Raw genomic sequence first — 22,622 nt, forward strand, 5'->3', positions numbered from 1 at the left:
GGTGGGAGCACGCGGCGGCGCGGGCTCGACGGTGATGCAGAAATCACCGACCGTGATGGGGTCGGCAGTGACGCTGTGCGTCATCGGGTCCTCCTCGGGTGTCCACGCCCTGGGGTTCTCCGACGGCCGAAGTATCCTGGCTCCCGGATCGACGCTCACCCCCGGCCTTCCAACCGTGCACGCACGGTCGTGACTCACGAGGGGGGATCGCTCCCCGGTGACAGTGGCGGGACCGCGTCGGAATCGCACCGACTTCCTTCACTGCCGTCAGGCCGCGAATGCTGCCATACTCCTCACCCCGAGGTCAACGGTGGCCACCGGCCCCGCGACGGCACCGATCGACCCCTGTGGCGAGGCCGGCAGCCGCCCGCCCCGCGCATCCCACGGGTGGGTCCGGCCCCGCCCGACGGCCGACCCGCAGCCGCCCCGTGCGGCGCACCCGCAGATCCTCCGAGGCGACCCGCAACCCGCCTCAGGGAGTTCCGCCGGCCGCCACCAGCCGGGGCGGAGCCGATCGAGGCACCCGTCCCGGGGCCGACCCGTCCCGGGGCCGACCCGTCCCGGGGCCGACCCGTCCCGGGGCCGACCCGTCCCGGGGCCGACCCGTCCCGGGGCCGACCCGTCCCGGGGCCGACCTGTCCCGGGGCCGACCGTCCCTGGCGGTCGGAACACCTCTCTCGCACGCTGTCGAGCTGATGACGTCAACGACTCGGGGTCGGCACGGTCCGACCCGACCGGACGGGCGTCGGGCCGAGCCGGGCCGGGCCGTCCCACCCGGGGGGACCGATCCGTCACCGTCATCAGCTCGAAAGGGCCCGCGACGACATACCCACACCCCTGGCCCGCAGCCGCTGGCGCGGCCAACGGCCGCGCCCACCACCACGGCCGCACCCCACGGCCCGCCCCCACAGACACCCACCCCGCAGACCCCCGGCCACCCTCTACGCAGCGGCTGAGGGGTCAGCGGAGGCGACGCTCGGGGTGGGTCCGGTTCCAGGCCCGCATCCGCTCCGGGTATCCGGTCTTCGCCGCCTCGTAGAGGGGCACCGCGTGCCGGTGGGCCAGCTTCGCCGCCGTACGTGGGGAGCCGGTGCGGCGGCGGATCCACTCCCCGTCGTGCGCGATCGCCACCACTGTGGTGTCGGTGGCGGTCGTCTCGGGTTCGAGATAGAACTCCACCCCCCGGTGGGCGGCCACGAAGTCCGCCAACGCGGTCAGGTCGTCCCGGGTGGCCTCCCGATCGAGCTTGGTCGGGATGCCCTCGTCAGCCCGGGTCCGTCGGCTGAACCAGCCCATCTGCCCGTCCTCTCCTCGGCGTCCCTCCAGTGGAACACCCCTGCCTGGCAGGGCGCTGCGAGCCCGGTGACAACCGGCTGGACGGGGCAGACCTCGACGCCCCAGGGCGTACGCGCCACGCCCGGGACCGTTCAGCCCAGGGCGGCCAGCTCGTCGGGGGTGAGTCGCAGCGCGGCGGCTGCGACGTTCTCGGCGAGGTGGGCCGGGTCACCGGTACCGGGGATGGCCAGCACGTGCGGGCCCTGGTGCAGCGTCCAGGCGAGGCGTACCTGCTGCGGGGTGGCGTCGTGGGCGCGGGCGACGGCGCGTACGGCCGCGTCGTGGTCGGTACGTGCCCCGCCTTCGCGGTTGACGCCGGTCAGGGAGAAGAACGGCACGTAGGCGATCCCCCGGGCACCGCACTCGCGGACCATGGCGTCCTGGTCGCCGCGGTTGTCCAGGGCGTAGTTGTTCTGCACGCAGACCACCGGGGCGATGGTCTGCGCCTCGTCGAGGTGGTCGACGCGGACGTTGGACAGGCCCAGGTGCCGGATCAGACCGGCGTCGCGCAGCTCGGCCAGCGCACCGAAGCGTTCGGCCACGGAGTCCGGCGCGGGCCGCTTGACGATCCGCAGGTTGACCAGGTCGAGGTGGTCGCGGCCGAGCCGACGCAGGTTCTCCTCCACCTGGGCGCGCAGCTGCGCCGGGCTGGCCTCCTCGCGCGTGCCGGTCGTCGGGTCGGCCCGGAAGCCGACCTTGGTGGCGATGACCAGCCCTTCCGGGTACGGGGCGAGGGCGGCACGGATCAGTTCGGTGGCGTACCGGGCGGGGCCGGTGCCGACCTTCAGGGTGCCGCCCGGTGAGACGTAGAACGCGGCGGTGTCGATGTGGTCGACGCCCAGTTCGACGGCCCGGCGCAGGACGCGCAGCGCCCGGTCCCGGTCGGGGTGGGCGGTGAGCCGCATCGAGCCGAAGCCCATCCGGTGCACGGTGCGGTCGCCCAGGGTCCAGCGGCCCGCCGCTGCGGCGGTGATCTCAGTTGGCATCCGGCGACCCTAGCCAGCGGCGACGACCCGTCGTAACGGCCGCGCACCCGATACCGGTGCGGGCCGGGAACTGTTAGTTTTTCTGTACTGGGGCGGTGTGTTCCGACGGCCCGACGCCGGCCGGTGGACGAGTCGCCGGCACCAGGGCCAGCGTCGGGATCAGCAGCACCGGCACCACCAGCAGGGCATGCAGGATGCCGACGTGGTCACCGAGCAGGCCCAGCAGCGGCGGGCTGGCCAGGAACGACGTGTAACCGATCACCGCGACGACGCTGACCCGGGCGGGGGCGTGCTCCTCGTCGTCGGCGGCGGCGCTCATCCCGACCGGGAAGCCGAGCGACGCGCCGAGCCCCCAGAGGACCACCCCGACGACTGCCAGCGGGCCGGAGCCGGCCAGCACCGCCAGCAGCGAGCCGGCGGCGGCCAGCAGGATCGTGCCGATCAGCACCGGCACCCGGCCCCAGCGGTCGATGGCCACGGTGCCGACGGTCCGGCCGATGGTCATGCCGGCGACGAAGACCCCGAAGACGGCTGCCCCGGCGGCCTCGCTGACCCCGTAGCCGTCGACGAAGGCGACCGCCAGCCAGTCGTTGGCGCTGCCCTCGGTGAACGCCATCACCAGCACCAGTGCGCCGATGAGCAGGGTGCGCGGCTCCCGCCAGGCCGCGAGCAGGCCACCCCGGCGGGCCGACGCGGCACCGTCCGCGGTGGAGGCGGGCAGGGCGGGCAGGAAGTTCCGCGCCCCGAGCAGGGTGCCGCCGAGCACCACCGCCGCCAGCACCGCCAGGTGGACGGTGATCGGCACACCGAGCCGGGCCGCACCCGCGCCCAGCCCGGCACCGGCCACCGAGCCGAGGCTCCAGGCGGCGTGGAAGCGGGGCAGGATGGTGCGGCCCAGCCGTTTCTCCACCGCCGCGCCCTCGACGTTCATGCCCACGTCGCAGGTGCCGGAGCCGTAGCCGAGGGCGAACAGGCCGACCGCGACGCCGGGCAGCGAGCCGAGCGGGGTGGCGACGCCCACCCCGGCCAGCCCGACCGCGACCAGCACGGTGGAGGCGACGACGGTGCGGGCCGGGCCGAGCCGCTGGGTCACCAGGCCGGCGCTGGTCAGCGCCAGCACCGCGCCGCCGGACATGGCCAGCAGCAGCAGGCCGAGCCGGCCGGCGCTGAGGCCAAGCGCGTCGCGGACCGCCGGGACCCGGGAGAACCAGCTGGCCACGGCGAGGCCGTTGAGGGCGAAGACCACCGCGACTCCGGTACGGGCGGCCCGCACCACCCGGGGCGCGACGGTACGGGGCTCGGTGGCGGCGTTCACGGCAGTGCGGTCCCTTCGGCCGGGGGCCCGTCCCCGGGGTGGGCACGACGGTCCTCACCGGAGATCTCACACCGGTTTCGTCACGGCCACAAGCACGATGTGCCCCTTACCGCAGCCCACTGCCCCGACGCCCCCACCCCCACCCCACCCCCCACCCCTCCCACTCAACGCCCCCGCCCCCGGCTTTCCCCGGTGATCAAGAGGTTTGCGTCACCTGCCGAGGATTTTCTGACGCAAACCTCTTGATCACCAAGCGGGGTACGGACCCAAGGGGGCGGGGACGGGGGTAGGGGGTGGGAGTGGGAGTGGGAGGGTCGGTTGTTTCGGGTTGGTGCCGTCGGGGTTCGATGCGGATCCGGTGCGCGCGGAAACGGAGCGGATAGTGTCGACAATGGTGGTCAACCGTCCAGGATATCTGCCTTTCACCATTTCCGTACTGTCCGAACAGTTGGGCATTCCGGTAAGATCGGAGACAGGCGGATGACCGATCTAGGACTGCCGACTGTGAAGTGGATCACACACAATGTGACCATGACAACCGGACTCTGGCGCGGCCGGGCGGTACGGGCGGTGGCGTGCCTCGCCCTGGTGGCGTCGCTCGCCGGCTGCATGCAACTCAACCTCGGCCTGACCGTCAACGCCGACGACACCATCGACGGGCAACTCCTGTTGACCGCGGACAGGTCCGTGCTCAGCAACCGCAACAAGAACATCGCGGTGGCCTACGCCGAACTGCGGGAGAACATTCCCAGCCTCCCCGTCGGCGAGGAGACCGTCTACCAGGACGAGCGTTACTACGGCGCGCAGATCACCTATCGGCACACCCCGTTGAAGGATTTCACCAGCGAGAGTGTGAATCTTGTCCGCGACGGTGATCTCTATCGTTTCAGCCTGCCGCTCGATCCCAAGAAATACGGCGGAAAAGTGGCCGAGCAGAATCCACAGAACCAGCAGGCGTTCATGCAGCTGATGTCGTTCGAGATATCCGTGACCTTTCCCGGGCGGGTGATCGACACCAACGGCACCCTCAGCGGGCGCTCGGTCAGCTGGAAGGTCGTGGCCAACCAGCCCAAGCCGGCCGAGCTACGGGCGATCGCCGAGGCCCCGCCCCGGCCGACCCCGTCGGCCACCCCGGTCGCCGCCGCCGGCGACGACGACCCGGGTTCCTTCCCCTGGCTGCTGGTGGCCGGTGCGGTCCTGCTCCTGCTGCTGGCCGGTGGGGTGGTCACCGTGCTGCTGCGCCGCCGCGCCCGTGCCACCACCGTCCCGTCCACCCCGCCGGGCCCGACCGGCACCACGGACGGGGCCGCACCGACCGATCGTCCGGGGCCGGTCTGACCCCGGCACACCACCACGGCACCCGGGCGGCCCGCCCCACCGGCCGTCGCACCTCACCACCCGCACCTACCCTCCCCGCACCACTCGAAGGGAGATCGCCGTGAACGATCTCTTCACCTGGGCCGCTCTCGGCAGTGTGGCCGGCGCCAGCGCCGCCACCCTGCTCACCGCCAACGTCGTCGGCGGACTGATCGGCCCGAACAGCGACAAGGCCCGCAAGTGGATCGCCCTGGGCGTCGCGCTGACCCTGTCGTACGCCACCGCGGCGTTCGCCACCGGGGCCGGCGGCGAGAAGTGGCTGATCGCGTTCTTCAACGGCCTGGTCATCTTCTCCGCCGCGCTGGGCGTCAACCAGCTGCCGCCCGGCAACCGGCAGCCGACCCAGGCGTCGGCCGGCCAGCTCGCCCAGGGGCGCGAGCCCCGCTTCGTCCGTTCCTGGGTCTGAGCGGAGGCGCGTCATGATCTTCGGAATCGTCAGCGCCGCCGTCCACGTCCTGTGCGGGGCGACGCTCGGGGTCCTCACCGGCGGACCGGTCGGCCTGCTCGTCGGGGCGGTCGTCGGCCTGCTCGTCGGCGTCCCGTTCGGCTGGTCGGTCGCCGCCGCCCGGGTGTACGGCCCGGACGCCCGGGGCGTGCTGCTCTTCGTCGTCGACCACACCTGGAGCCTGCCGAACACCGCCGTCGGGGCGCTCTACCTCGCCCTGCACCTGGTCTTCGGCCACTCGCTGGACCGGCCCACCTCGCAGCACAGCTGCCGGGTCAACCTGGTCGAGGGGGTGTCCCCGCGCTACGCCACCACCATCGGCACCGTCTGCGCCGGGTCCGGCCCCGGCATCCAACGCCACGAGGACGTGCACATCTTCCAGGCCCGGCTGCTCGGGCCGCTCTACCTGCCGCTGGTCGTCGGAAACTACGTCCTGTTCACCGTCGCCCCGGTGTGGCTGCTCTGGCACGACCACACCAACGCCCCGATCAACCGGTTCACCCGGTACTTCGAGATCGGCGTCTACCCGCACGTGTGGAACGAGGCCATCGCGTACCGCATCCAGGGGACGCCGCCGCGATGACCGGCGACGGGCGGGGACCGGTCGAGGCGGCCACCGCCGCGCTGGCGGCCTGGCTGGCCGGGGTGGCCGGCGAGGACGTCCCGGTCGGCCCGCCCACCGACGGGGGTGCCGGGTTGACCCTGTGGCCGCTCGCCCTGCGGCCGGCCCGGCAGACCCGGGGCACCGGCACCCGGGAACCGTACCGGTTCACGATCCGCTACCTGGTCAGCGCCGCCGGTCCGACTGCGCTGGCCGGGTTGGACCGGGTCCTGACCGCCGCCGCCGAGGCGGGCGAACCGGAACTGGTCCTGGAGGCCGGCGACCCGGCGCTGTGGGTGACCCTGGGCGTCACCCCCCGCCCGGCGCTGCTGGTCGACGTGCCGGCCCAGGTGACACCCGCGTCGCCGGTCGCACCACCGGTGCTGCACCCGCTGCGGTTGCACCGGCTGGCCCTGCGGGACCTGGCCGGCCGGGTGGTCGGCCCGCAGCAGCAGCCGTTGGCGGCGCTGCGGGTGGAACTGGTCGGCACCCCGTACGCCACCCACACCGACGCGGGCGGCCGGTTCCGGATCGCCGGGGTCCCGCACGACCCGGAGCACCCCGGACGACCGGTCCGGCTGCGCCTGGTCGGCCGGGGCCGCACCCTCACCGCCGAGGTCGACCCGGCCGACGCGGACCTCGTCATCGTCTGCGAACCCCCGGCCCGCTGACCCGGACCGCCCGCGTACAGGAGGACCGATGCCCCAATACTTCTCCCCCGGCATCTATGTCGAGGAGGTACCCAGCGGCGCCCGGCCGATCGGGCCGGTCGGCATGGCCACCGCCGCGTTCGTCGGGGTCGCGCCGAACCGCACCGCCCACGTCGACCGGGCGCTGGCGGTCAACAGCTGGTCGGAGTTCCTGCGCCTGTACGCCGACGGCGACGACCTGGAGAGCACCCCGCTGGCCCGCGCGGTCTTCGGCTTCCTCGACAACGGCGGCAGCCGCTGCTGGGTGGTCAACGTCGGCGCGGGCGGCCAGCTCACCGGCACCGGACAGCGTCGCACCGGGCTGCAACTGGTGGAGGCGATCGACGAGGTGGCCATCCTCGCCGCGCCCGGCTTCCACGACCCGGTGTCGCACGACGCGCTGCTGAGCATGGCCGAGCGGCTGCGCACCATGGTGGCGATCTGCGACCCGCCGCCCGGCATCGAGGACATCTCGACGCTGACCCGGGTGGCCACCCCCGGCCCTCGCCCCACCACCGGCAAACCCGCCGACGGCAAACCCGCCGACGGCAAATCTGATGACGGCAAGCCCGGCGACGGCAGGAGTGGTGACGCGGCGACGTCGGGCGACGGGCCGGCCGGAACCGCCCACCGGGCCCGGCAGTCCGACTACGGCGCGTTCTACTTCCCCTGGCTGCGGGTGCGTGACCCGCTCACCGGCGAGCTGGTGCTCACCCCGCCGAGCGGGCACATGGCGGGCATCTGGGCCCGCACCGACGGGTTGCGCGGCGTCCACAAGGCCCCCGCCAACGAGCCGGTACGCGGCGCCGTCGACCTGGAGTACCTGGTCACCCGCTCGGAACACGACGTGCTCAACCCCAAGGGGGTCAACGTCATCAGGTACTTCGCCGGGGAGGGCATCCGGGTGTGGGGGGCCCGGACCCTGGCCGCCGAGGCCAGCGAGTGGCGTTACCTCAACGTCCGCCGGCTGTCGATCTCCATCGAGCAGGCCATCGCCAACGGCACCCGGTGGATGGTGTTCGAGCCCAACGACTACTCGCTGTGGCGGTCCATCCGCCGCGACATCGGCGCGTTCCTGACCCGGGTGTGGCGTGACGGGGCGCTGCTGGGGCGTACCCCGGAGGAGGCGTTCTTCGTCAAGTGCGACGAGGAGACCAACCCGGTCGACGTCCGCGACGCCGGGATGGTGGTCGCGCACATCGGCATCGCGGTGGTCAAACCGGCGGAGTTCGTGGTGTTCAAGCTGAGCCAGTGGGCCGGCGGCACCGAGACCGAGACGATCGGAGGCTGACATGCCGACCACGGCCACGCCACAGCCGGGCGCCCCGGTCGACCCGTACCGGGCGTACAACTTCAAACTGCTCATCAACGGCGTCACCAACGGGCACTTCACCGAGGTCAGCGGTCTGGAGCTGACCATCGGCCGGCTGGCCTACCGGGAGGCCGGCAACGACCGGATCCGGTCGGTACCGGGGCAGGTCGACTATGCGCCGGTGACCCTGCACTTCGGACTGACCCCGTCCCGCGAGCTGTGGGACTGGGTGCACAGCGCGGCGACCGGGACGGTGAGCCGCCGCAACGTGTCGGTGGTGCTGCTGGACGCCGCCGGCACCGCCGAGGTGCTGCGCTGGAACCTGATCAACGCGTGGCCGATGCGGTGGCGCGGCGCACACCTGCACACCCTGTCCCAGGAGATCGCCATCGTGGCGCTGACCCTCGCGTACGAGGGGCTGGAACTGGAGGCCGGCGGTGCCACCGCGCCCACGACCGCGTAACTGGCTGGCCGCCCGGCTGCGGGCCGCCGCCGACGCGGTGGACCCGGCCGCCGGCCCGACCGCGCCGGTCCCGGACCCAGCCGGACACTTCGCGGCACCGGCCACGCCGTTCGCCGGTCCGGTGCTCGCCCCGCCCGCACGGCGGTCCGAACCGGTCGATCCGGCAGCGTCCCCACTGCGGCGGCCGGGGCAGCCGCCGGAGCACTGGCTGCGGGTGGTCGCCGCGCACGCCCCGGCCTGCTGCACGACCTGGTCGGGCCGGGCGACGACCTCCCGCCGGGTCCGCCGCCGACCGCCGGTCCCGGGCAGGCAGCCCTCCCGGGGGTACCCGGGCGGTCCGCCCCGGCAGCCGCCGGGCACCCTGCGCACCCTCCCGGCCCGGCTCCCCGCCGGTCGACCGGCCACCCGCGCCGACCGGAACCACCGGGCCCGACGACCGCTACGGAACCACCGACCCCTACGGAACCACCGGGCCCGACGCCCCACCGGTCGCAGCCGGCCCGACCGCCCCCGCCCGGACGGGGGTCGACCAGCCGGCCACCGGCCGGCCGGGGTGGCGGACCGCGCAGCCGACGCCACGGTCGTACCCGACGGCTCCGGACCGCCGTGAACCGACGGCGACGGCCCGCTCCGGCCGCGCGGGTTCGCTCTGGTCCCGACTGCGCCGGGCGGCCGGGTCCGGCTGGCCCCACCGGTCGGCCAGACCCGGCGGGTCAGGACCGACCGGTCCGGCCGGGGCCGGGCAGCGCCCTGGACCGGGGCCGGCCGGGCGGCCGGCCGCAGCGGCCCGCCGGTCGTCCCGGCGGGTCCGGGCTTCGCACCGCCGCCCGACGGCCCACCGCAGCCGGGCCCCGGCGGAACCCGCGAAACGGTCCCCAACCGGGCCGACGGGACCCGGTGGGGCGGCCCCGGCGGAGCACCGGGGGCGGGTGCCGCCGCCGCGCCGGAGACGGGTGCCGCCGGGCCGGTGCCGCCGGGCCGCCCCGGGCCGTCAGGTGGCCGACCACCATGGATGGTGGACCCGGGCGGCCCGACGGACACCGGCCCGGGCCGGCGGACGCCCGGCGGCCCGGCCGGTTCCCCGGCGACCGGACCCGGCGCGCGGATCGACGGGCCCGGCGCAAGTACCGGCCCCGTCGGCGGTGACGCCGCCGGTCCCCACCCGGCCGGGCCGGCGGACGGCCGCGCCGCCGCTGCGGCGACCCGGCGACCGGGCGCGACACCCCCGGTGCTGCGGATCGCCCCCGACCCGACGACCCACCCCGGCGGCGCCCCGCCGGGCCGGACGTCCGGACGGGGACCGACCGACCCCACACCCCCGGCGCGGACGACAGATGGCGGGCCGGTGGGCGCGGCGGGTGGCGTGCCCGCGCGGATGACGGGTGGCGGCTCGGCGGGACGCCACCGCCGGGGCGGGACACCGGCAGCGGCCGTCCGCCCCGGTACACCGACGATCTCCGGCCGGACGACGGGAGCCGCTGGCCGACCGGCGAGCCGACCCCGGCCGGCGACCCGTGGCCGGCCCTGCCCGACGAGCCCACCGTCCCGGCCGGCACGGTCCCGGCGACCGGTGCGCGGGACACCTGTCGCAGCGGCGGGACGGCGTGGGCGGGCGTACCGGCGGGGGCGGTGGCCGGTCCGTGGCCGGCGCTGCCCGACGACGGCGGATGGCGTACGCCGCTGGTGGCCGGGCTCGACGACGTCCGGTACGGCCGGCTCGACGCCGAACAGCGGGGGTGGTGATGGAACGGGTGGCGTTCCTGGTCGACGAGTCCGGGGTCCGGATCGACTGCCTGCTCAACCCGCAGACCGTGCAGGTCACCCGGGTCGCCGGGGTACGCCCCCGGGGCAGCGCAGACGGGCAGCTCACCGGCGTCGGGCTGGCCGACGACCCGCTGGTCTTCACCGGCGGCGGGCGCACCGAACTCGTGCTGGACCTGCTCTTCGACACCGACCTGGTGGAGGGACCGACCCCGCCCGAGGACGTCCGGATACTGACCCGGCCGCTGTGGATGCTGGCCGAGAACTCCGCCGTGGCGCACGGCTGGCAGCGTCCACCGCTGGTCCGGCTGGTCTGGGGCAAGACGTGGAACGTGCCCGGGGTGGTGGTGGCCGTCGCCGAACGGTTCGACGTGTTCACCCGCACCGGCTCACCGCGCCGCTCCTGGCTGCGGTTGAAGCTGCTGCGGGTGGCCGAGTCGGCCGACGAGGCGCAGCAGGGCTTCGCCGAGGAGCTGGCCGCCGCGTCGACCCCCGCTGTCGGGGTGGGTCAGGCGGTGGTGGCCACCGGGGACGGCTCGGCCGCGCCCGGCTACTCCGGTGTCCGCTTCGACCTGCTCGCCCACGACGCGCTCGGCTCGCCGCTGCGCTGGCGGCTACTCGCCGAACACAACCGGATCACCGACCCGTTCACCGTGCCGGCCGGCACCGCCCTCGCCGTACCCCCGCCGACCGGCACCGACCCCACCACCGGCACCGGCGCGGTGGCCGCCCTGGGCCTGCTGACCGACGGGGGCCTGCTGGCCGGCACGGGACCGTGGCGCGGCGGGGACCTGTTCGCCGGCCCGGGTCCGGCCGGCATCGACGGAGGTGTCCGGTGAGCGCCCGGCCGTCGATCCTCCTCGACGGGGGGCCGCTGGACGGGACAGCGGCCCACCGCATCCGGTCGGTACGGGTGGCCGCCCGGCTCGACCAGCCCACCCAGTGCGAGGTGGTGTACGCGGCCGACCCCGGCCCGGCCGCGCGGGGTCCCGGTCCCGGCCCGGCGGTGCCGACCGGCGCCACCCTCGACGTCCGGCTCGCCGGGGAACGGCTGTTCACCGGCGAGGTCACCTGCGTCGAGGTGGAGTACGCCGCCGACGGCACCGCCCTGTTCCGGTTGCGCGGCTACGACCTGCTGCACCGGCTGCGCAAGCGGCAGCAGCTGCGGGTCTTCGAGGCGGTCACCGCCGCCGACCTGGCCCGTGAGCTGTGTGCCGAGGTCGGGCTCGACGTCGACGCCGACGCCGACGGGCCGCGCCTGGAGCGGCTGCTCCAACACCGGCACAGCGACCTGGAGCTGCTGTTGGAGGTGGCCGGCCGGGCCGGCCTGCACCTGGCCGCCGACGGCGACCGGGTCCGCCTGGTCACCCTGGACGGGCACGGTGAGCCGCTGCCGTTGGCGCTGGGCCGGTCGCTGCACTCGGTGCGGTTGGCCACCAACCTGGACCGGGCCGCCGGCGGCAGCGCCGCCCTGGGCTGGCACCCGCAGCGGGCCGAGCCGCTCGGTCAGCAGGTCGACACCGCGCGGACCGGTCGACGGGTGCCGCTGCGGCCCGACCCGGCGGTGGTCGGCGCGGACGGCGTACGGACCCTGGTGGACCAGCCCGGTCGCAGTGACGACGAGTTGGCCGCACTCGCCCAGGCCGGACTGGACGCCCGGGTCGCCGCACTGGTCACCGCCGAGGGGGTGGCCGAGGGGGACCCGGCGTTGCGACCCGGTCGGCGGATCACGCTGACCGGGGTGGCCGAGGAACTGGCCGGGGCGTACGTGCTCACCGAGGTGGTGCACACCATCGACGGCACCGGCCACCGCACCTGGTTCTCCACCGCCCCGCCGCCCTCCCCGACGCGCGTCCCGGCCGGCGGGGCGGTGGTCACCCTCGGTGTCGTCACCTCCGTCGACGACCCGGACCAGCGCGGCCGGGTACGGGTGCGGCTGCCCGGCTACGGCGACCTGGACGCGGGCTGGCTGGCGGTGCTCTGTCCGGGGGCCGGACGGGACAAGGGCATCGTGGCGCTGCCCGACCCGGACGACACCGTGCTGCTGGCGTTGCCCGGCGGCGACCCGGTCTCCGGGGTGGTGCTGGGCTCGCTGTTCGGCATCGTCGCGCCGTACGACACGGGGGTCGCCGACGGGCGCGCGGGCCGCTGGTCGGTGCGGACCGGCAGCGGTCAGACCATCGTGGTCGACGACGCCGCGCGGACGGTGCGGCTGGCCACCGACGCCGGCAGCTTCCTGGAGCTGGCCCCCGAGCTGACCACCCTGCACGCCGCGACCGACCTGGTGCTCTCCGCGCCGGGCCGGGCGATGGTGGTACGGGCCCGCAGCGTCGACTTCCTGCACGCCGACACGACCGAGGACGCGGCGACCGCCCGGCAACAGGCCGGCGCGCTGGCCCGCGCCCACTCCGGAGGTGGCTGATGCGTTGGATCCACCTGAACTCGCTGGTCGCCTGCGACCACGACGGCCGGGTCACCAACCGGGCGTCACAGCACTGGCTGACCGTCGCCGGGGTCCCGGTGCTGGTCGACGCCGACCCCGAGGGGCGCGACATCGTGGCCTGCCCCAACTACGGGCCGACGGTCAAACCCTGCGCGAAGACCCTCGCGGTGCGGGTCGGCTACAGCGACTGGCTGCGGGTCGACGGGCACCGGATCGTGCTGTCGCACCTGGACGGCTTCACCGACGGCACCCCGCCGGGCCTGGTCCACCACACGGTCCACGACCCCCGGCAGCGTCTGGTGGAGGCCGACCGGTGAGGGCGTTGCGGTTCGTCGGGGCCGGCTTCGACGCCGGCCGCACCGGTGGTCTGGCGACGACCGCGACCGGCGGGCTCGCCGTGACCGAGGGCGACGAGACGGTACGCCAGGCGTTGTACCTGCTGCTGTCCACCACGCCGGGCGAGCGGCTGATGCGCCCCGGGTACGGCTCACGGCTGCACCGGTTGGTCTTCGCCCCCAACGACGACACCACCGCGGGACTGGCCATCCACTACGTCCGGCAGGCGATCCGCCGGTGGGAACCCCGGGTCGAGATGATCGACGTGGACGCCGGCCCCGACCCGGACGACCCGTGGCGGCTGGTGATCCGACTGGACTACCGGGTCCGGGCCAGCCTCTCCCCCGGCCAGCTGATCCTCTCCGTCGACCTGCTCCCCGACGACACCGACCCGGCCGGTGGCCCGACCGCCGCCGGGGACCGGGCCGCCCGGCGTCCGGCGTCCGGCACCGACCGCCCTGCCGCCGAGGGGGACCCGTCATGACGCTGCCCGTGCCGCACCTCGACGACCGCACCTTCCTCGATCTGGTCACCGAGGCCCGGGAGCGGATCCGGCAGTCCTGCCCCGGCTGGACCGACCTGTCCGCGCACGATCCGGGCATCGCGCTGGTGGAGGCGTTCGCGCACCTCACCGAAGTGATGATCTTCCGGCTGAACCAGTTGCCGGACAAGGCGTACGTGCAGTTCCTCAACCTGCTCGGGGTGACCCGGCACGCGCCCACGGCGGCCTGGGCCGACGTGCGTCTCGTGCGTACCGGCGGCGACCGGGCGGCGGTGCGGATCCCGGCGGGCACCCGGATCGCGGCGGCCCGGGGCGCGGACCCGAAACCGGTCGTCTTCGTCACCACCGAGCCGGCGCTGCTGCCCGAGGGGGCCGCCGAGGTGACCGTGCGCACCCACCACTGCGACATCGTCGACGCGGAACTGCTCGGCGTCGGCACCGGCCAGCCGGGGCAGGTGCTGCGGGCCGCCCGGGCGCCGTTGGCGCGCACCGCCGAGGCGTGGGACCTGCTGCTCGGGGTGGAGGTGGCGGCCGGCGCGGTGGAGTTGGGTGCGGCGGCCCGGGAGCACGAGGGCACCCCGTACGAGCTGTGGCGGCCGGTGGACAGCTTCGCCGGGGTCGGCCCGCAGGCCCGGGTCTACCTGGTGGACCGCTGCTCCGGGGTGGTCACCTTCGCCCCGGCGCTGGACCTGCGCCCGGCCGGTGACGGGCCGGCCGGCGGGCCGGTGACGGTCGCGGCGGTGCCGCCGGCCGGCGCCCGGATCCGACTCTGGTACCGGGCCGGCGGTGGCCGGGCCGGCAACGTCGCCGCCGGCACCCTGACCAACCTGCGGGACCCCCTGCCCGGGGTACGCGCGGAGAACCCCGGGCCGGCCAGCGGCGGGCGGGACCTGGAGACGCTCGACTCGGCGCTGGTCCGGGGCCCGTACGAGTTCTTCGCCCAGCAACGCGCGGTCACCGCCCGGGACTTCGAGATCCTCGCCGCCGGTTCCGGCGGGGTGTCCCGGGCCCGGGCGTTCACCCGGTCGGCGGTGTACAGCTTCGCCCGCCCCGGCGAGGTCGAGGTGGTGCTGGTGCCGTACGTGCCGGACGAGGCCCGTCCGGGCGGCCGGCTGCCGGTGTCGGTGCTGCGCGCGCACGAGGTGGAGGAGTCCCGCCGCCGGGTGGAGGCGGACCTGGACCGGCGGCGGGCGTTGGGCACCAGCTGCCGGGCCGGCTGGGCCCGCTACAAGGCGGTGTCGATCCGGGCCCGGGTGGTGGTCCGCCGCGAGGAGGACGCGGAGGCGGTCCGCCGGCGTATCCACGACCGGCTGCACCAGACGCTCAGCCCACTGCCCACCGGGCTCAATCCGACCGGTTGGGCGTTCGGCGAACCGCTGCGCGCCTCCAACGTGTACCGGATGCTGGAGCACGCCGAGCCGGGGGTGCGCTACGTCGAGTCGGTCCGGTTCGTGGTGGACGAGGCCCCCGACGCGCAGGTCCGTGCCCTCGCCGTCGACCAGTACCAGGCCCGCACCTGGTACGCCGGCCGGGGACCGGTGCTGTTCCGCTCGTCCAACGCCGGGGTCGGCTGGGAGCCGGCCGGCCGGTTCGACGACGACGAGACGGTCGTGCGGGTCGGCCCCGCCCCGGCCCCGGTACGTCCCGGCGTGGTGGCCCGCCCCGGCGCAGTGGCGGTGGTCACCACCCGGGCGGCGGGTGGGTCCCGGGTGCACCTGAGCACCGACCTCGGCGAGACCTGGTCCCCGCTGACCGGTCTGGACTCGCGGATCACCGACCTGGCCTGGATCGACCGGGACGGCGCGGGCGCGCTCCTGCTGGCCACCGACACCGGCCTGTACGAGGTCTCGCTGCTGCCCGGGGCGGTGCCGTTGCAGATCCTGGTCGACGCGGCCGACGCCGACCGGGGCTTCTACGCCGTCCGGTCCTTCGTCTCCGAGCGGGGTGCGCCGGGCGTGGCGGTCGCCGCACAGGCCAGCTTCGGGGTCTACCTGTCCACCGCCGGTGGTCGCCCCGGCAGCTTCACCCACGTCGGGCTGGCCAACGTGGACAACCGCGTCCTCGCCGTGCAGTACGACGGCCCGGCCACCCTGTTGTGGGCCGGCGCGGGCGAACCCGACCCGAAGAAGCCGGGCCAGGGCTGCCACCGCACCCGGCTGTTCGAATCCGACGTGAAGTGGCAGCAGGTGCAGGCCGGTTGGGTCGGCGGCACCTGCCGGGACCTCGCCTTCGTCGGCACCCTGGCGGTCGCCGCCACGCAGAGCGGCGGGGTGGTCCGGCTGGACACCCTGGCCGCGCAGGCGCAGTGGCAACCGGTGACGGTCAACTGCGGCCTGCCGCTGCGGGACCGGACCCGGTTCGTGCCGGTGGACGCGATCGCCGGCACCGCCGCCGGGCCGGGCGGCACCGGGCGGCTGATCCTCGCCGGTGGCGAACGCGGGGTGCACCGCAGCACCGACGCCGTCGACTGGACGGCCAGCGCCAACCAGGCCACCGCCGACGTGGTGACCGTCCCCGACACCTGGCTGCTCTGCTCCGGCGAGCACGACATCGAGGTGGTGGGCCACGATGCGCCGGGCGGCGATTGAGCGGCTGCTGCCGGCGGCCTACCAGCGGGCCGCCGGACCGGGCAGTGTGCTGGGCGCCCTGCTGGACGTGATGGAGGCGCTGCACGCCCCGGACGAGGCGCTGCTCGCCGAGGTGGACGCGCTGTTCGCCCCGTACCGCACGCCGGACGGGTTCGCCGGTTACCTGACCCGCTGGGTGGCGATGGACCACGTGCTCGGTCCACCCCGGCCGGACGCCCCACCGGCGGTGCCCGTCGGGCGGCTGCGGGACCTGGTCGCGCACGGTGCGCTGCTGGCCCGCTGGCGGGGCACCCCGTACGGGATGCGGACCGCGTTGGAGCTGGCCACCGGGGTCACCGGTTTCGTCCTCGACGAACCGGTCGACCGGCCGTTCCACCTGGTGGTCCGGGTGCCGCCGGAGGCAGCCGGACTGCTGACCGTGGTCACCCGGATCGTCGAGGCGGAGAAGCCGGCGGCGGTGACCGCCGAGGTCGTCCTCGCCGACGATCCGCCTGCCGACGCCGAGATCGGGCCCGGTCCGTCCGGTGGCGTGTCCGGGCCTGGTCCGTCCGGTGGTGCGTCCGGCGTCGGCGGCGGGCCGGTGCCGTACGGGCCGGCGGTCGGTCGCGCCACTGTCCCCGCCCCGGGTTCCGTTCCCCCGCCCGGACCGTCGTCTGAGGAGCCGTCATGACCACCGAATGGGCCGTAGTCGCCGCCGCCGGACAGTTCACCCTCGACCCGGCCAACCGGGGCGAGCTGACCTTCACCGTCTCCAACCCGGGAGTCGCGCCGGACACCGTGGTCTTCGACGTCGCACCGGGCGACGGCAGTCAGCGGACCTGGTTCACGGTGGCCGAGCCGCAACGGGTGGTGCCGGGGCAGAACTCGGTGTCGTTCCTGGTCCGCCTGATGGTGCCGGCCGGCACCGCACCCCGGCGGTACGACATGACCGGCTTCGCGTACTCGGCGAACACCGCGCCGGAGGAGAGTTCCCGCTCCAGCGGCCGGGTGACGTACGAGGTCAGGGCGGTCGCCCCGCCGAAGCGGACACCGTGGCCGTGGATCGCGGCGGCGGTGGCGCTGGTGGTGCTGGTCGGCGCGGTGGTCGGTTACCTGCTGACCCGCCCGGACGACGCGCCGGCACCGACCGCAACGCAGGTGGTCGCGGTGGAGGCCGAGGCCCTGCTCCCCGGGGCGAAGACGGAGTCACCGGCGGGGGCCGCGGTGAAGGTGGTCACCCAGCCCGACTGTTGCGGGATCGCCTGGTCCGGTGGCGGGCAGCTGTTCTTCCAGGGGTTGGCGGTGGGTGACCGGGTGAGTCTCACCGTCACCCTGCCGACCGATGCCACCTGGTCGTTCGCCGCTTCCCGGACCACCTCCGCCGACTATGCCAACACCATCTGGCAGCTCGACGGCGTGCAGTTGGGCGGCACCTTCCTCGGCTTCTCGAAGCTGCCGGCGCTGCGGGCCGTCGAGGACGTCGGCACGGTCCGGCTGGGCCGGGGCCCGCACACCCTCACCCTGATCGCCGTCGGCAGGACGCAGGGCACCGAACGGTACTTCGCCGGGGTGGACCTGATCCGGTTCACCGAGCTGCCCGGGGCGGGCACGCCGTGACCGGTCGGCAGAAGCTGCTGCTGGTGACGGTGGCGGTGCTGCTGGTGGCCGCCTTCGTCACCGCGGTCGGGGTGGGCCGCGCCGACCGGGGCGACCCGGCCGACGCCGGTGCACTGGGCTGGCTGGGCCGGCTCGGCGGGGGCGGCAGCGCACTCGACCCGGCGACGGTCCGGGCCGACTGTGACCGTACGGGCGACGTGCTGACCTTCGTCGGTGGGTGCGTGCTGCGGGTGGCCGACCCGGGCGCGCTGCGCACCCTGGTCCTGCGCAGCGCGGCGGCCTTCACGGTCGCCGCCCCCGCGCCCGGCGACGCCGACCTGACCGTACGCGACGACGTCACGCCCACCGACGGAGGCGGGGCCGTCGCGAAGATCGCCGTCGACCGGGCCACCGAGGTCGACCTGGGCTGCCCGGGAGGTGCCTCGTGCACGGTCACCATCGCCACCTCGTGACCCGGCACCCGTCCGGGCCCGGAATGGGCCGCAACGAGATGGACCGGACCGGGACAGCCCACCGGGGTAGGCCGGACCGGCCAGGACTGGACCGGGGCGGTGTCGGAGCGGAGGGAGGCCGGGTGTGGGCGAGTTGCGCAAGCCGTTCCTGCTGTTGGCGCTGCTGGCGGTGGCGCTGGTGGTGGGATTGGAACTGGGGTCGTCGCTGCTCACCGGCGGCGGCGAGGCGGGTGGGGCGCTGCTGACCAGCGCCCGGGACCTGGGCGTGGATGTCGGCGACGTGGGCGGGATCAGTGAGCCCTCCGGGCGGGGCACCGGCTACCTGGCGCTGATCGACATGGTGGCGTTGTGGACGACCGGGCTGTTCTGCCTCAGCCTGGTGCTCTCCGACCGGGTGCAGGGCCGGGTGCAGGGGGTGGCCACCCTGGTCTTCTCGATCCTGCTGCTCCTGGCCTCGCTGGTGCTGCTGGTGATCGCCTTCGTCGAGTTGACGGTGATGGTGTCGCTCTTCCTGGCCGTGCCCTTCGGCACCCTGGCCTACCTGGCGCTGTGGGGGTTCTTCCCGGTCGGCGAGGCCAGCCTGCTGCTCGGTCTGGTGCTGCTGTTGAAACTGGTCTGGGGTGGGCTGCTGCTGCTCGCCCAGCCCCGGTTCCTCCAGAACAAGGGTTTGGTCCTGCTGGTGCTGACCACCCTGGTGTGCACGGTCGTGCTGGAGTTCCTGCACCGGCTGGTGCCGGTGATCCTGGTCAGCATTCTCGACGACGTCGGGGCCCTGGTCTTCGCGGTCGTGGCCATCGTCTGGGGCCTGGTGCTGTTGATCGGCTCCATCCCCGCCATCGTCAAGGCCGTCCGCGTCACCGCCACCGTCCGATGACCCGACCGGTCGGCAGGGGATCGGTCGGCCATCGCCGGTCCGGCGGGGATCGGTCGGCCATCGCCGGTCCGGCGGGGATCGGTCGGCGCGCTGCGGGTCAGTGGGAAAGCCGCCCATCGTGGTGAGCCGGCGGCGGGGCATGGCAAGGCACGGACCGGTATGCCTGTCCGTCATATTCATGCCGCAGAGGCATACCGCTCCCTGAGGGAAACCACCTGCCTTCCACTACTCTGCGTGAAGCCGATTCCGCCCGGCCGAAGCCCAGGCACCTGCACGTCCCAGGCGACCCCGACCGACCACGACCGACCGGCCGGCCGGCGGACCCGGCGGCCAGCATCGTCCGCCACCGTGGCAGGGCGGACGTGCCCACCAGGCCCGGCTCCGATCGGGTCAGGACACGTGGGCCCGGTAGGCGTCGATGGTCGCGGCGAGGATCTCCGGGCCGGGCCGGGACCAGAGCGCCGCCTGGAACACCTCGACCTCGACCGGCCCGGTGTACCCGGCGGCGTCGACCGCCGCACGCAGCCGGCGCAGCTCCACACAGCCTTCCCCGGGCAGCGCCCGACCGAGCAGTACGCCCTCCGGCAGCGGGGTGACCCAGTCCGCCGCCTGGAACGCGGCGATCCGGTCGCCGGCCCGGGCGATCTGCGCGTACACCGTGTCGTCCCACCACACGTGGTAGGTGTCGACCACCACCCCGACCACCGCCGGGTCGAACCGTTCGGCGATGTCGAGCGCCTGGCCGAGGGTGGCGATCACACACCGGTCGGCGCTGAACATCGGGTGCAGCGGTTCGATGGCCAGCCGTACCCCGGCCGCCGCCGCCTCGTCGGCCAGGGCGGCGACGGCGTCGGCGACCTGCCGGCGGGCCCCGTCGACGTCCCGGCTGCCGGGCGGCAGCCCACCGGAGACCAGCACCAGTTCCCGGCTGCCGAGGGTGGCCGCCTCCTCGATGGCCCGCCGGTTCTCGTCCCACCAGTCCGGGGCGGTGAAGAACCCGCCCCGGCACAGCGAGGTGACGGTCAGCCCGGCGTCCCGGACCAGCCGGGCCGCCCGCTCGACGCCGAATTCCTGGACGGGTTCGCGCCACAGGCCGATGCCGGGCACCCCGGCCGCCGCGCAGCCGGCGACCGCCGCGGCCAGCGGCCAGTGCTGGGCGGTGGCCTGGTTGAACGAGAACCGTTCCAACCCGGTCGCCACGCCACCGCCAGGCACCGCACCACCACCGGCCGCCGCCCCGGTCACTGGGTCACCCCGGCCACGGTGAAGTACGCCCGCGCCCGCGCGGCGGCCAGCTCCGCGTCGGGCAGCAGGCCGGCGTCGTCGGCGAGGACGAGCAGCCGGGCCAGGTGCGCCGGGGACCGGCCGGACTGCTGCCCGGCCAGCATGGTGAAGTGCTCCTGGTGCCCGGCCAGCCAGGCGAGGAACACGATGCCGGTCTTGTAGAACCAGGTCGGCGCGGCGAACAGGTGCCGGGCCAGCGGCAGGGTCGGGGCGAACACCGCGTCGTACCGGCCCAGGTCACCGGCGTCGAGGGCGGCGAGCGCGGCGGCGGCGGCCGGCGCGATGGCGGCGAAGACGCCGAGCAGCGCGTCGGAGTGACCCTGCGCGTCGCCCCGGATCAGCTCCGGGTAGTGGAAGTCGTCGCCGGTGTAGAGGCGTATCCCGGCGGGCAGGCGACGGCGCAGTGCGACCTCCCGGTCGGCGTCGAGCAGGGACACCTTGATCCCGTCGACCTTCCCCTGGTGTTGCTTGATCAGGTGCAGCACCGTCTCGGTGGCCTCGTCGAGGTCGGTCGAGCCCCAGTAGCCGGCCAGCGCCGGGTCGAACATGTCGCCCAGCCAGTGCAGCACCACCGGTTGGTCGGCGGCGGTGAGCAGCTCGTCGTACACCCGTAGGTAGTCGTCGGGGCCGGTGGCGGCGGCGGCCAGGTGACGGCTGCACATCAGCACCGGGCGGGCGTCGGCGGCGGTGACGTCGGCGAGTTGCTCGGCGTACGCCCGGATCACCTGGGGCACCGTGGCCGGGCCGGGTGGGAGCTGGTCGGTGGCGACCCCGGCGACGATCCGGCCGCCGACCGCGCGGGCCTCGGCGGCGCTGCGCCGGATCAGCTCCCGGGTGGCCGGGTGGTCCAGGCCCGCGCCGCGCTGTGCGGTGTCCATCGCCTCGGCCACTCCCAGCCCGTACGACCAGAGGTGGTGCCGGAAGGCGAGGGTGCGGTCCCAGTCGACGGCGGCCGGGGCGCCCGGCACGTTCTCCGCGCGCGGGTCGGCGACGACGTGCGCCGCGGCGTACGCCACCCGGCTGGTGGACGGGCCGGTGGGCCGGGCGTGGCCCGTGCCCCCGCGCAGCCGGTGGGTGCCGCCGTCGGGCAGCCGGACGGTGGCGGTCACCGGGACAGCTCCGGCACCTCGACGCGGCGGCCCTCCCGCGCGGAGCGCAGCCCCAGCTCGGCCAGTTGCACCCCGCGCGCCCCGGCCAGGAAGTCCCAGGCGAACGGGGATCCGGTGACGACGTGCCGCAGGAACGCCTCCCACTGCACCTTGAACCCGTTGTCGAACTCCTCGTTGTCGGGCACCTCGGTCCACTGGGCGCGGAAGTCCTCGGTGGCGGGCAGGTCGGGGTTCCACACCGGTTTGGGGGTGACCGCCCGGTGCTGGACCCGGCAGCGGCGCAGCCCGGCGACGGCGCTGCCCTCGGTGCCGTCGACGTGGAACTCGACCAGTTCGTCGCGGTGCACCCGGGTGGCCCAGGACGAGTTGAGCGCGGCGACGATCCCGCCGTCGAGTTCGAAGATCCCGTAGGCCGCGTCGTCGGCGGTGGCGGGGTAGGGGCGGCCGGCCTCGTCGACGCGCTCGGGGATGTGGGTGGCGGCGAGGCAGGTGACCGCGCGGACCGGGGCGAACAGCTCCTCCAGCACGTACTGCCAGTGCGGGAACATGTCCATCACGATGCCGCCGCCGTCCTCGGTGCGGTAGTTCCACGAGGGCCGCTGGGCGGGTTGCCAGTCACCCTCGAACACCCAGTAGCCGAACTCGCCGCGGATGGACAGGATGCGGCCGAAGAAACCGCCGTCGATCAGCCGGCGGAGCTTGCGCAGCCCGGGGAGGAAGAGTTTGTCCTGCACGACGCCGGTGCGGATGCCCGCGGCGTCGGCGGCCCGGACCAGTTCGAGCGCGGCGGCGCTGGACTCGGCGAGGGGCTTCTCGGTGTAGATGTGCTTGCCGGCCTCGATGGCCTGTCGGATCGCCTTCTCCCGTTGCTGGGTCACCTGGGCGTCGAAGTAGATCTCCGCGTCGTCGCGGGCGAGGGCGGCGGCGAGGTCGGTGGTCCAGTCGGTGAGGCCGTGCCGTTGCGCGACCGCCTGCAGGCGGGTCTCGTCCCGGCCGACCAGGATCGGCTCGGGCCAGATCCGGGTGCCGTCGCCCAGCGGCAGTCCACCCTGCTCACGGATCGCGAGCAGGGAACGGACGAGGTGCTGGCGGTAGCCCATCCGACCGGTGACGCCGTTGACGATGATGCCGATCGACCTTCGGGTCATGGGTCG

Annotated in this window: 21 protein-coding genes and 1 riboswitch; of the genes, 15 read left to right on the forward strand and 6 right to left on the reverse strand. The window is 74.8% G+C overall.

What is annotated here, in order from left to right:
- Positions 1–129 precede the first annotated feature (129 nt).
- Positions 130–259, reverse strand: a riboswitch (cobalamin riboswitch).
- Positions 260–960: 701 nt separating this feature from the next.
- The 3 genes from ACQP2H_RS17020 to ACQP2H_RS17030 all read right to left on the reverse strand — a co-directional run bounded on the left by ACQP2H_RS17020 (position 961) and on the right by ACQP2H_RS17030 (position 3,636).
- Positions 961–1,296 (reverse strand): hypothetical protein, encoded by a 336-nt coding sequence (locus tag ACQP2H_RS17020; protein ID WP_219462468.1) that lies wholly within the window; start codon positions 1,294–1,296, stop codon positions 961–963.
- A 131-nt stretch (positions 1,297–1,427) separates the two neighbouring features.
- Positions 1,428–2,321 (reverse strand): aldo/keto reductase, encoded by an 894-nt coding sequence (locus ACQP2H_RS17025; RefSeq protein ID WP_208566534.1) that lies wholly within the window; start codon positions 2,319–2,321, stop codon positions 1,428–1,430.
- 73 nt (positions 2,322–2,394) lie between these two features.
- A complete protein-coding gene (locus ACQP2H_RS17030; protein ID WP_219462470.1) occupies positions 2,395–3,636 on the reverse strand; it encodes an MFS transporter in 1,242 nt (413 codons plus the stop codon).
- A gap of 531 nt (positions 3,637–4,167) precedes the next feature.
- On the opposite strand from ACQP2H_RS17030, the gene ACQP2H_RS17035 reads away from it, so the two are divergent.
- The 15 genes from ACQP2H_RS17035 to ACQP2H_RS17105 all read left to right on the forward strand — a co-directional run bounded on the left by ACQP2H_RS17035 (position 4,168) and on the right by ACQP2H_RS17105 (position 19,075).
- Complete coding sequence (locus tag ACQP2H_RS17035) at positions 4,168–4,974, forward strand: LppM family (lipo)protein (protein WP_357536773.1); 807 nt, start codon at positions 4,168–4,170, stop codon at positions 4,972–4,974.
- 100 nt (positions 4,975–5,074) lie between these two features.
- Positions 5,075–5,419 (forward strand): hypothetical protein, encoded by a 345-nt coding sequence (locus tag ACQP2H_RS17040; RefSeq protein WP_219462471.1) that lies wholly within the window; start codon positions 5,075–5,077, stop codon positions 5,417–5,419.
- A gap of 13 nt (positions 5,420–5,432) precedes the next feature.
- Complete coding sequence (locus ACQP2H_RS17045) at positions 5,433–6,041, forward strand: glycine zipper family protein (protein ID WP_219462473.1); 609 nt, start codon at positions 5,433–5,435, stop codon at positions 6,039–6,041.
- Complete coding sequence (locus ACQP2H_RS17050) at positions 6,038–6,730, forward strand: carboxypeptidase-like regulatory domain-containing protein (protein ID WP_357536775.1); 693 nt, start codon at positions 6,038–6,040, stop codon at positions 6,728–6,730. Before ACQP2H_RS17045 ends, ACQP2H_RS17050 begins: the two co-directional genes overlap by 4 nt.
- A 28-nt stretch (positions 6,731–6,758) precedes the next feature.
- Entirely contained in the window at positions 6,759–8,039 is a 1,281-nt protein-coding gene (locus ACQP2H_RS17055) for a phage tail sheath family protein (RefSeq protein ID WP_357536777.1), read from the forward strand.
- A gap of 1 nt (position 8,040) precedes the next feature.
- The gene (locus ACQP2H_RS17060) at positions 8,041–8,523 is read left to right on the forward strand and encodes a phage tail protein (protein ID WP_208566540.1); all 483 of its coding nucleotides are present in this window, start codon (positions 8,041–8,043) and stop codon (positions 8,521–8,523) included.
- Between the two features lie 1,742 nt (positions 8,524–10,265).
- Complete coding sequence (locus ACQP2H_RS17065) at positions 10,266–11,123, forward strand: hypothetical protein (protein WP_433233570.1); 858 nt, start codon at positions 10,266–10,268, stop codon at positions 11,121–11,123.
- The gene (locus ACQP2H_RS17070; RefSeq protein WP_433228017.1) at positions 11,120–12,706 is read left to right on the forward strand and encodes a phage baseplate assembly protein V; all 1,587 of its coding nucleotides are present in this window, start codon (positions 11,120–11,122) and stop codon (positions 12,704–12,706) included. Before ACQP2H_RS17065 ends, ACQP2H_RS17070 begins: the two co-directional genes overlap by 4 nt.
- The gene (locus tag ACQP2H_RS17075) at positions 12,706–13,044 is read left to right on the forward strand and encodes a hypothetical protein (protein ID WP_208566543.1); all 339 of its coding nucleotides are present in this window, start codon (positions 12,706–12,708) and stop codon (positions 13,042–13,044) included. The genes ACQP2H_RS17070 and ACQP2H_RS17075 overlap by 1 nt, the downstream gene beginning before the upstream one ends.
- On the forward strand, positions 13,041–13,547 hold the full coding sequence (locus ACQP2H_RS17080; protein ID WP_363821425.1) for a GPW/gp25 family protein: 507 nt from the start codon (positions 13,041–13,043) through the stop codon (positions 13,545–13,547). The genes ACQP2H_RS17075 and ACQP2H_RS17080 overlap by 4 nt, the downstream gene beginning before the upstream one ends.
- Positions 13,544–16,153, forward strand: coding sequence for a putative baseplate assembly protein (locus ACQP2H_RS17085; RefSeq protein WP_433228020.1), 2,610 nt, complete (start codon positions 13,544–13,546; stop codon positions 16,151–16,153). The genes ACQP2H_RS17080 and ACQP2H_RS17085 overlap by 4 nt, the downstream gene beginning before the upstream one ends.
- A complete protein-coding gene (locus ACQP2H_RS17090) occupies positions 16,134–16,823 on the forward strand; it encodes a phage tail protein (protein ID WP_433228022.1) in 690 nt (229 codons plus the stop codon). The genes ACQP2H_RS17085 and ACQP2H_RS17090 overlap by 20 nt, the downstream gene beginning before the upstream one ends.
- Positions 16,820–17,749, forward strand: coding sequence for a hypothetical protein (locus ACQP2H_RS17095; protein WP_433228024.1), 930 nt, complete (start codon positions 16,820–16,822; stop codon positions 17,747–17,749). Before ACQP2H_RS17090 ends, ACQP2H_RS17095 begins: the two co-directional genes overlap by 4 nt.
- Complete coding sequence (locus ACQP2H_RS17100) at positions 17,746–18,201, forward strand: hypothetical protein (RefSeq protein ID WP_219462488.1); 456 nt, start codon at positions 17,746–17,748, stop codon at positions 18,199–18,201. The genes ACQP2H_RS17095 and ACQP2H_RS17100 overlap by 4 nt, the downstream gene beginning before the upstream one ends.
- A gap of 124 nt (positions 18,202–18,325) precedes the next feature.
- Entirely contained in the window at positions 18,326–19,075 is a 750-nt protein-coding gene (locus tag ACQP2H_RS17105) for a hypothetical protein (RefSeq protein ID WP_219462490.1), read from the forward strand.
- Between the two features lie 390 nt (positions 19,076–19,465).
- Here the strand turns inward: ACQP2H_RS17105 and ACQP2H_RS17110 are convergent, their stop codons facing one another.
- From ACQP2H_RS17110 to ACQP2H_RS17120, 3 genes are read right to left on the reverse strand one after another with little or no spacing between them, the layout of a single operon-like run.
- Positions 19,466–20,263, reverse strand: coding sequence for a sugar phosphate isomerase/epimerase family protein (locus ACQP2H_RS17110; RefSeq protein ID WP_433233572.1), 798 nt, complete (start codon positions 20,261–20,263; stop codon positions 19,466–19,468).
- Between the two features lie 53 nt (positions 20,264–20,316).
- Complete coding sequence (locus tag ACQP2H_RS17115; RefSeq protein ID WP_363821437.1) at positions 20,317–21,468, reverse strand: dihydrodipicolinate synthase family protein; 1,152 nt, start codon at positions 21,466–21,468, stop codon at positions 20,317–20,319.
- Entirely contained in the window at positions 21,465–22,616 is a 1,152-nt protein-coding gene (locus tag ACQP2H_RS17120) for a Gfo/Idh/MocA family protein (protein ID WP_208566549.1), read from the reverse strand. Before ACQP2H_RS17120 ends, ACQP2H_RS17115 begins: the two co-directional genes overlap by 4 nt.
- Between the last annotated feature and the right edge of the window lie 6 nt (positions 22,617–22,622).

It is taken from the genome of Micromonospora sp. CA-248260 (assembly GCF_050942205.1).
GTDB lineage: Bacteria > Actinomycetota > Actinomycetes > Mycobacteriales > Micromonosporaceae > Micromonospora > Micromonospora antibiotica.

Excerpts from the sequence above, each read along its gene's own strand:
- ACQP2H_RS17020 (WP_219462468.1), bottom strand. The coding sequence starts at position 1,296 with ATGGGCTGGTTCAGCCGACGGACCCGGGCTGACGAGGGCATCCCGACC.
- ACQP2H_RS17025 (WP_208566534.1), bottom strand. The coding sequence starts at position 2,321 with ATGCCAACTGAGATCACCGCCGCAGCGGCGGGCCGCTGGACCCTGGGC.
- ACQP2H_RS17035 (WP_357536773.1), top strand. The coding sequence starts at position 4,168 with ATGACAACCGGACTCTGGCGCGGCCGGGCGGTACGGGCGGTGGCGTGC.
- ACQP2H_RS17045 (WP_219462473.1), top strand. The coding sequence starts at position 5,433 with ATGATCTTCGGAATCGTCAGCGCCGCCGTCCACGTCCTGTGCGGGGCG.
- ACQP2H_RS17050 (WP_357536775.1), top strand. The coding sequence starts at position 6,038 with ATGACCGGCGACGGGCGGGGACCGGTCGAGGCGGCCACCGCCGCGCTG.
- ACQP2H_RS17055 (WP_357536777.1), top strand. The coding sequence starts at position 6,759 with ATGCCCCAATACTTCTCCCCCGGCATCTATGTCGAGGAGGTACCCAGC.
- ACQP2H_RS17060 (WP_208566540.1), top strand. The coding sequence starts at position 8,041 with ATGCCGACCACGGCCACGCCACAGCCGGGCGCCCCGGTCGACCCGTAC.
- ACQP2H_RS17065 (WP_433233570.1), top strand. The coding sequence starts at position 10,266 with ATGGAACGGGTGGCGTTCCTGGTCGACGAGTCCGGGGTCCGGATCGAC.
- ACQP2H_RS17075 (WP_208566543.1), top strand. The coding sequence starts at position 12,706 with ATGCGTTGGATCCACCTGAACTCGCTGGTCGCCTGCGACCACGACGGC.
- ACQP2H_RS17085 (WP_433228020.1), top strand. The coding sequence starts at position 13,544 with ATGACGCTGCCCGTGCCGCACCTCGACGACCGCACCTTCCTCGATCTG.
- ACQP2H_RS17090 (WP_433228022.1), top strand. The coding sequence starts at position 16,134 with ATGCGCCGGGCGGCGATTGAGCGGCTGCTGCCGGCGGCCTACCAGCGG.
- ACQP2H_RS17095 (WP_433228024.1), top strand. The coding sequence starts at position 16,820 with ATGACCACCGAATGGGCCGTAGTCGCCGCCGCCGGACAGTTCACCCTC.
- ACQP2H_RS17120 (WP_208566549.1), bottom strand. The coding sequence starts at position 22,616 with ATGACCCGAAGGTCGATCGGCATCATCGTCAACGGCGTCACCGGTCGG.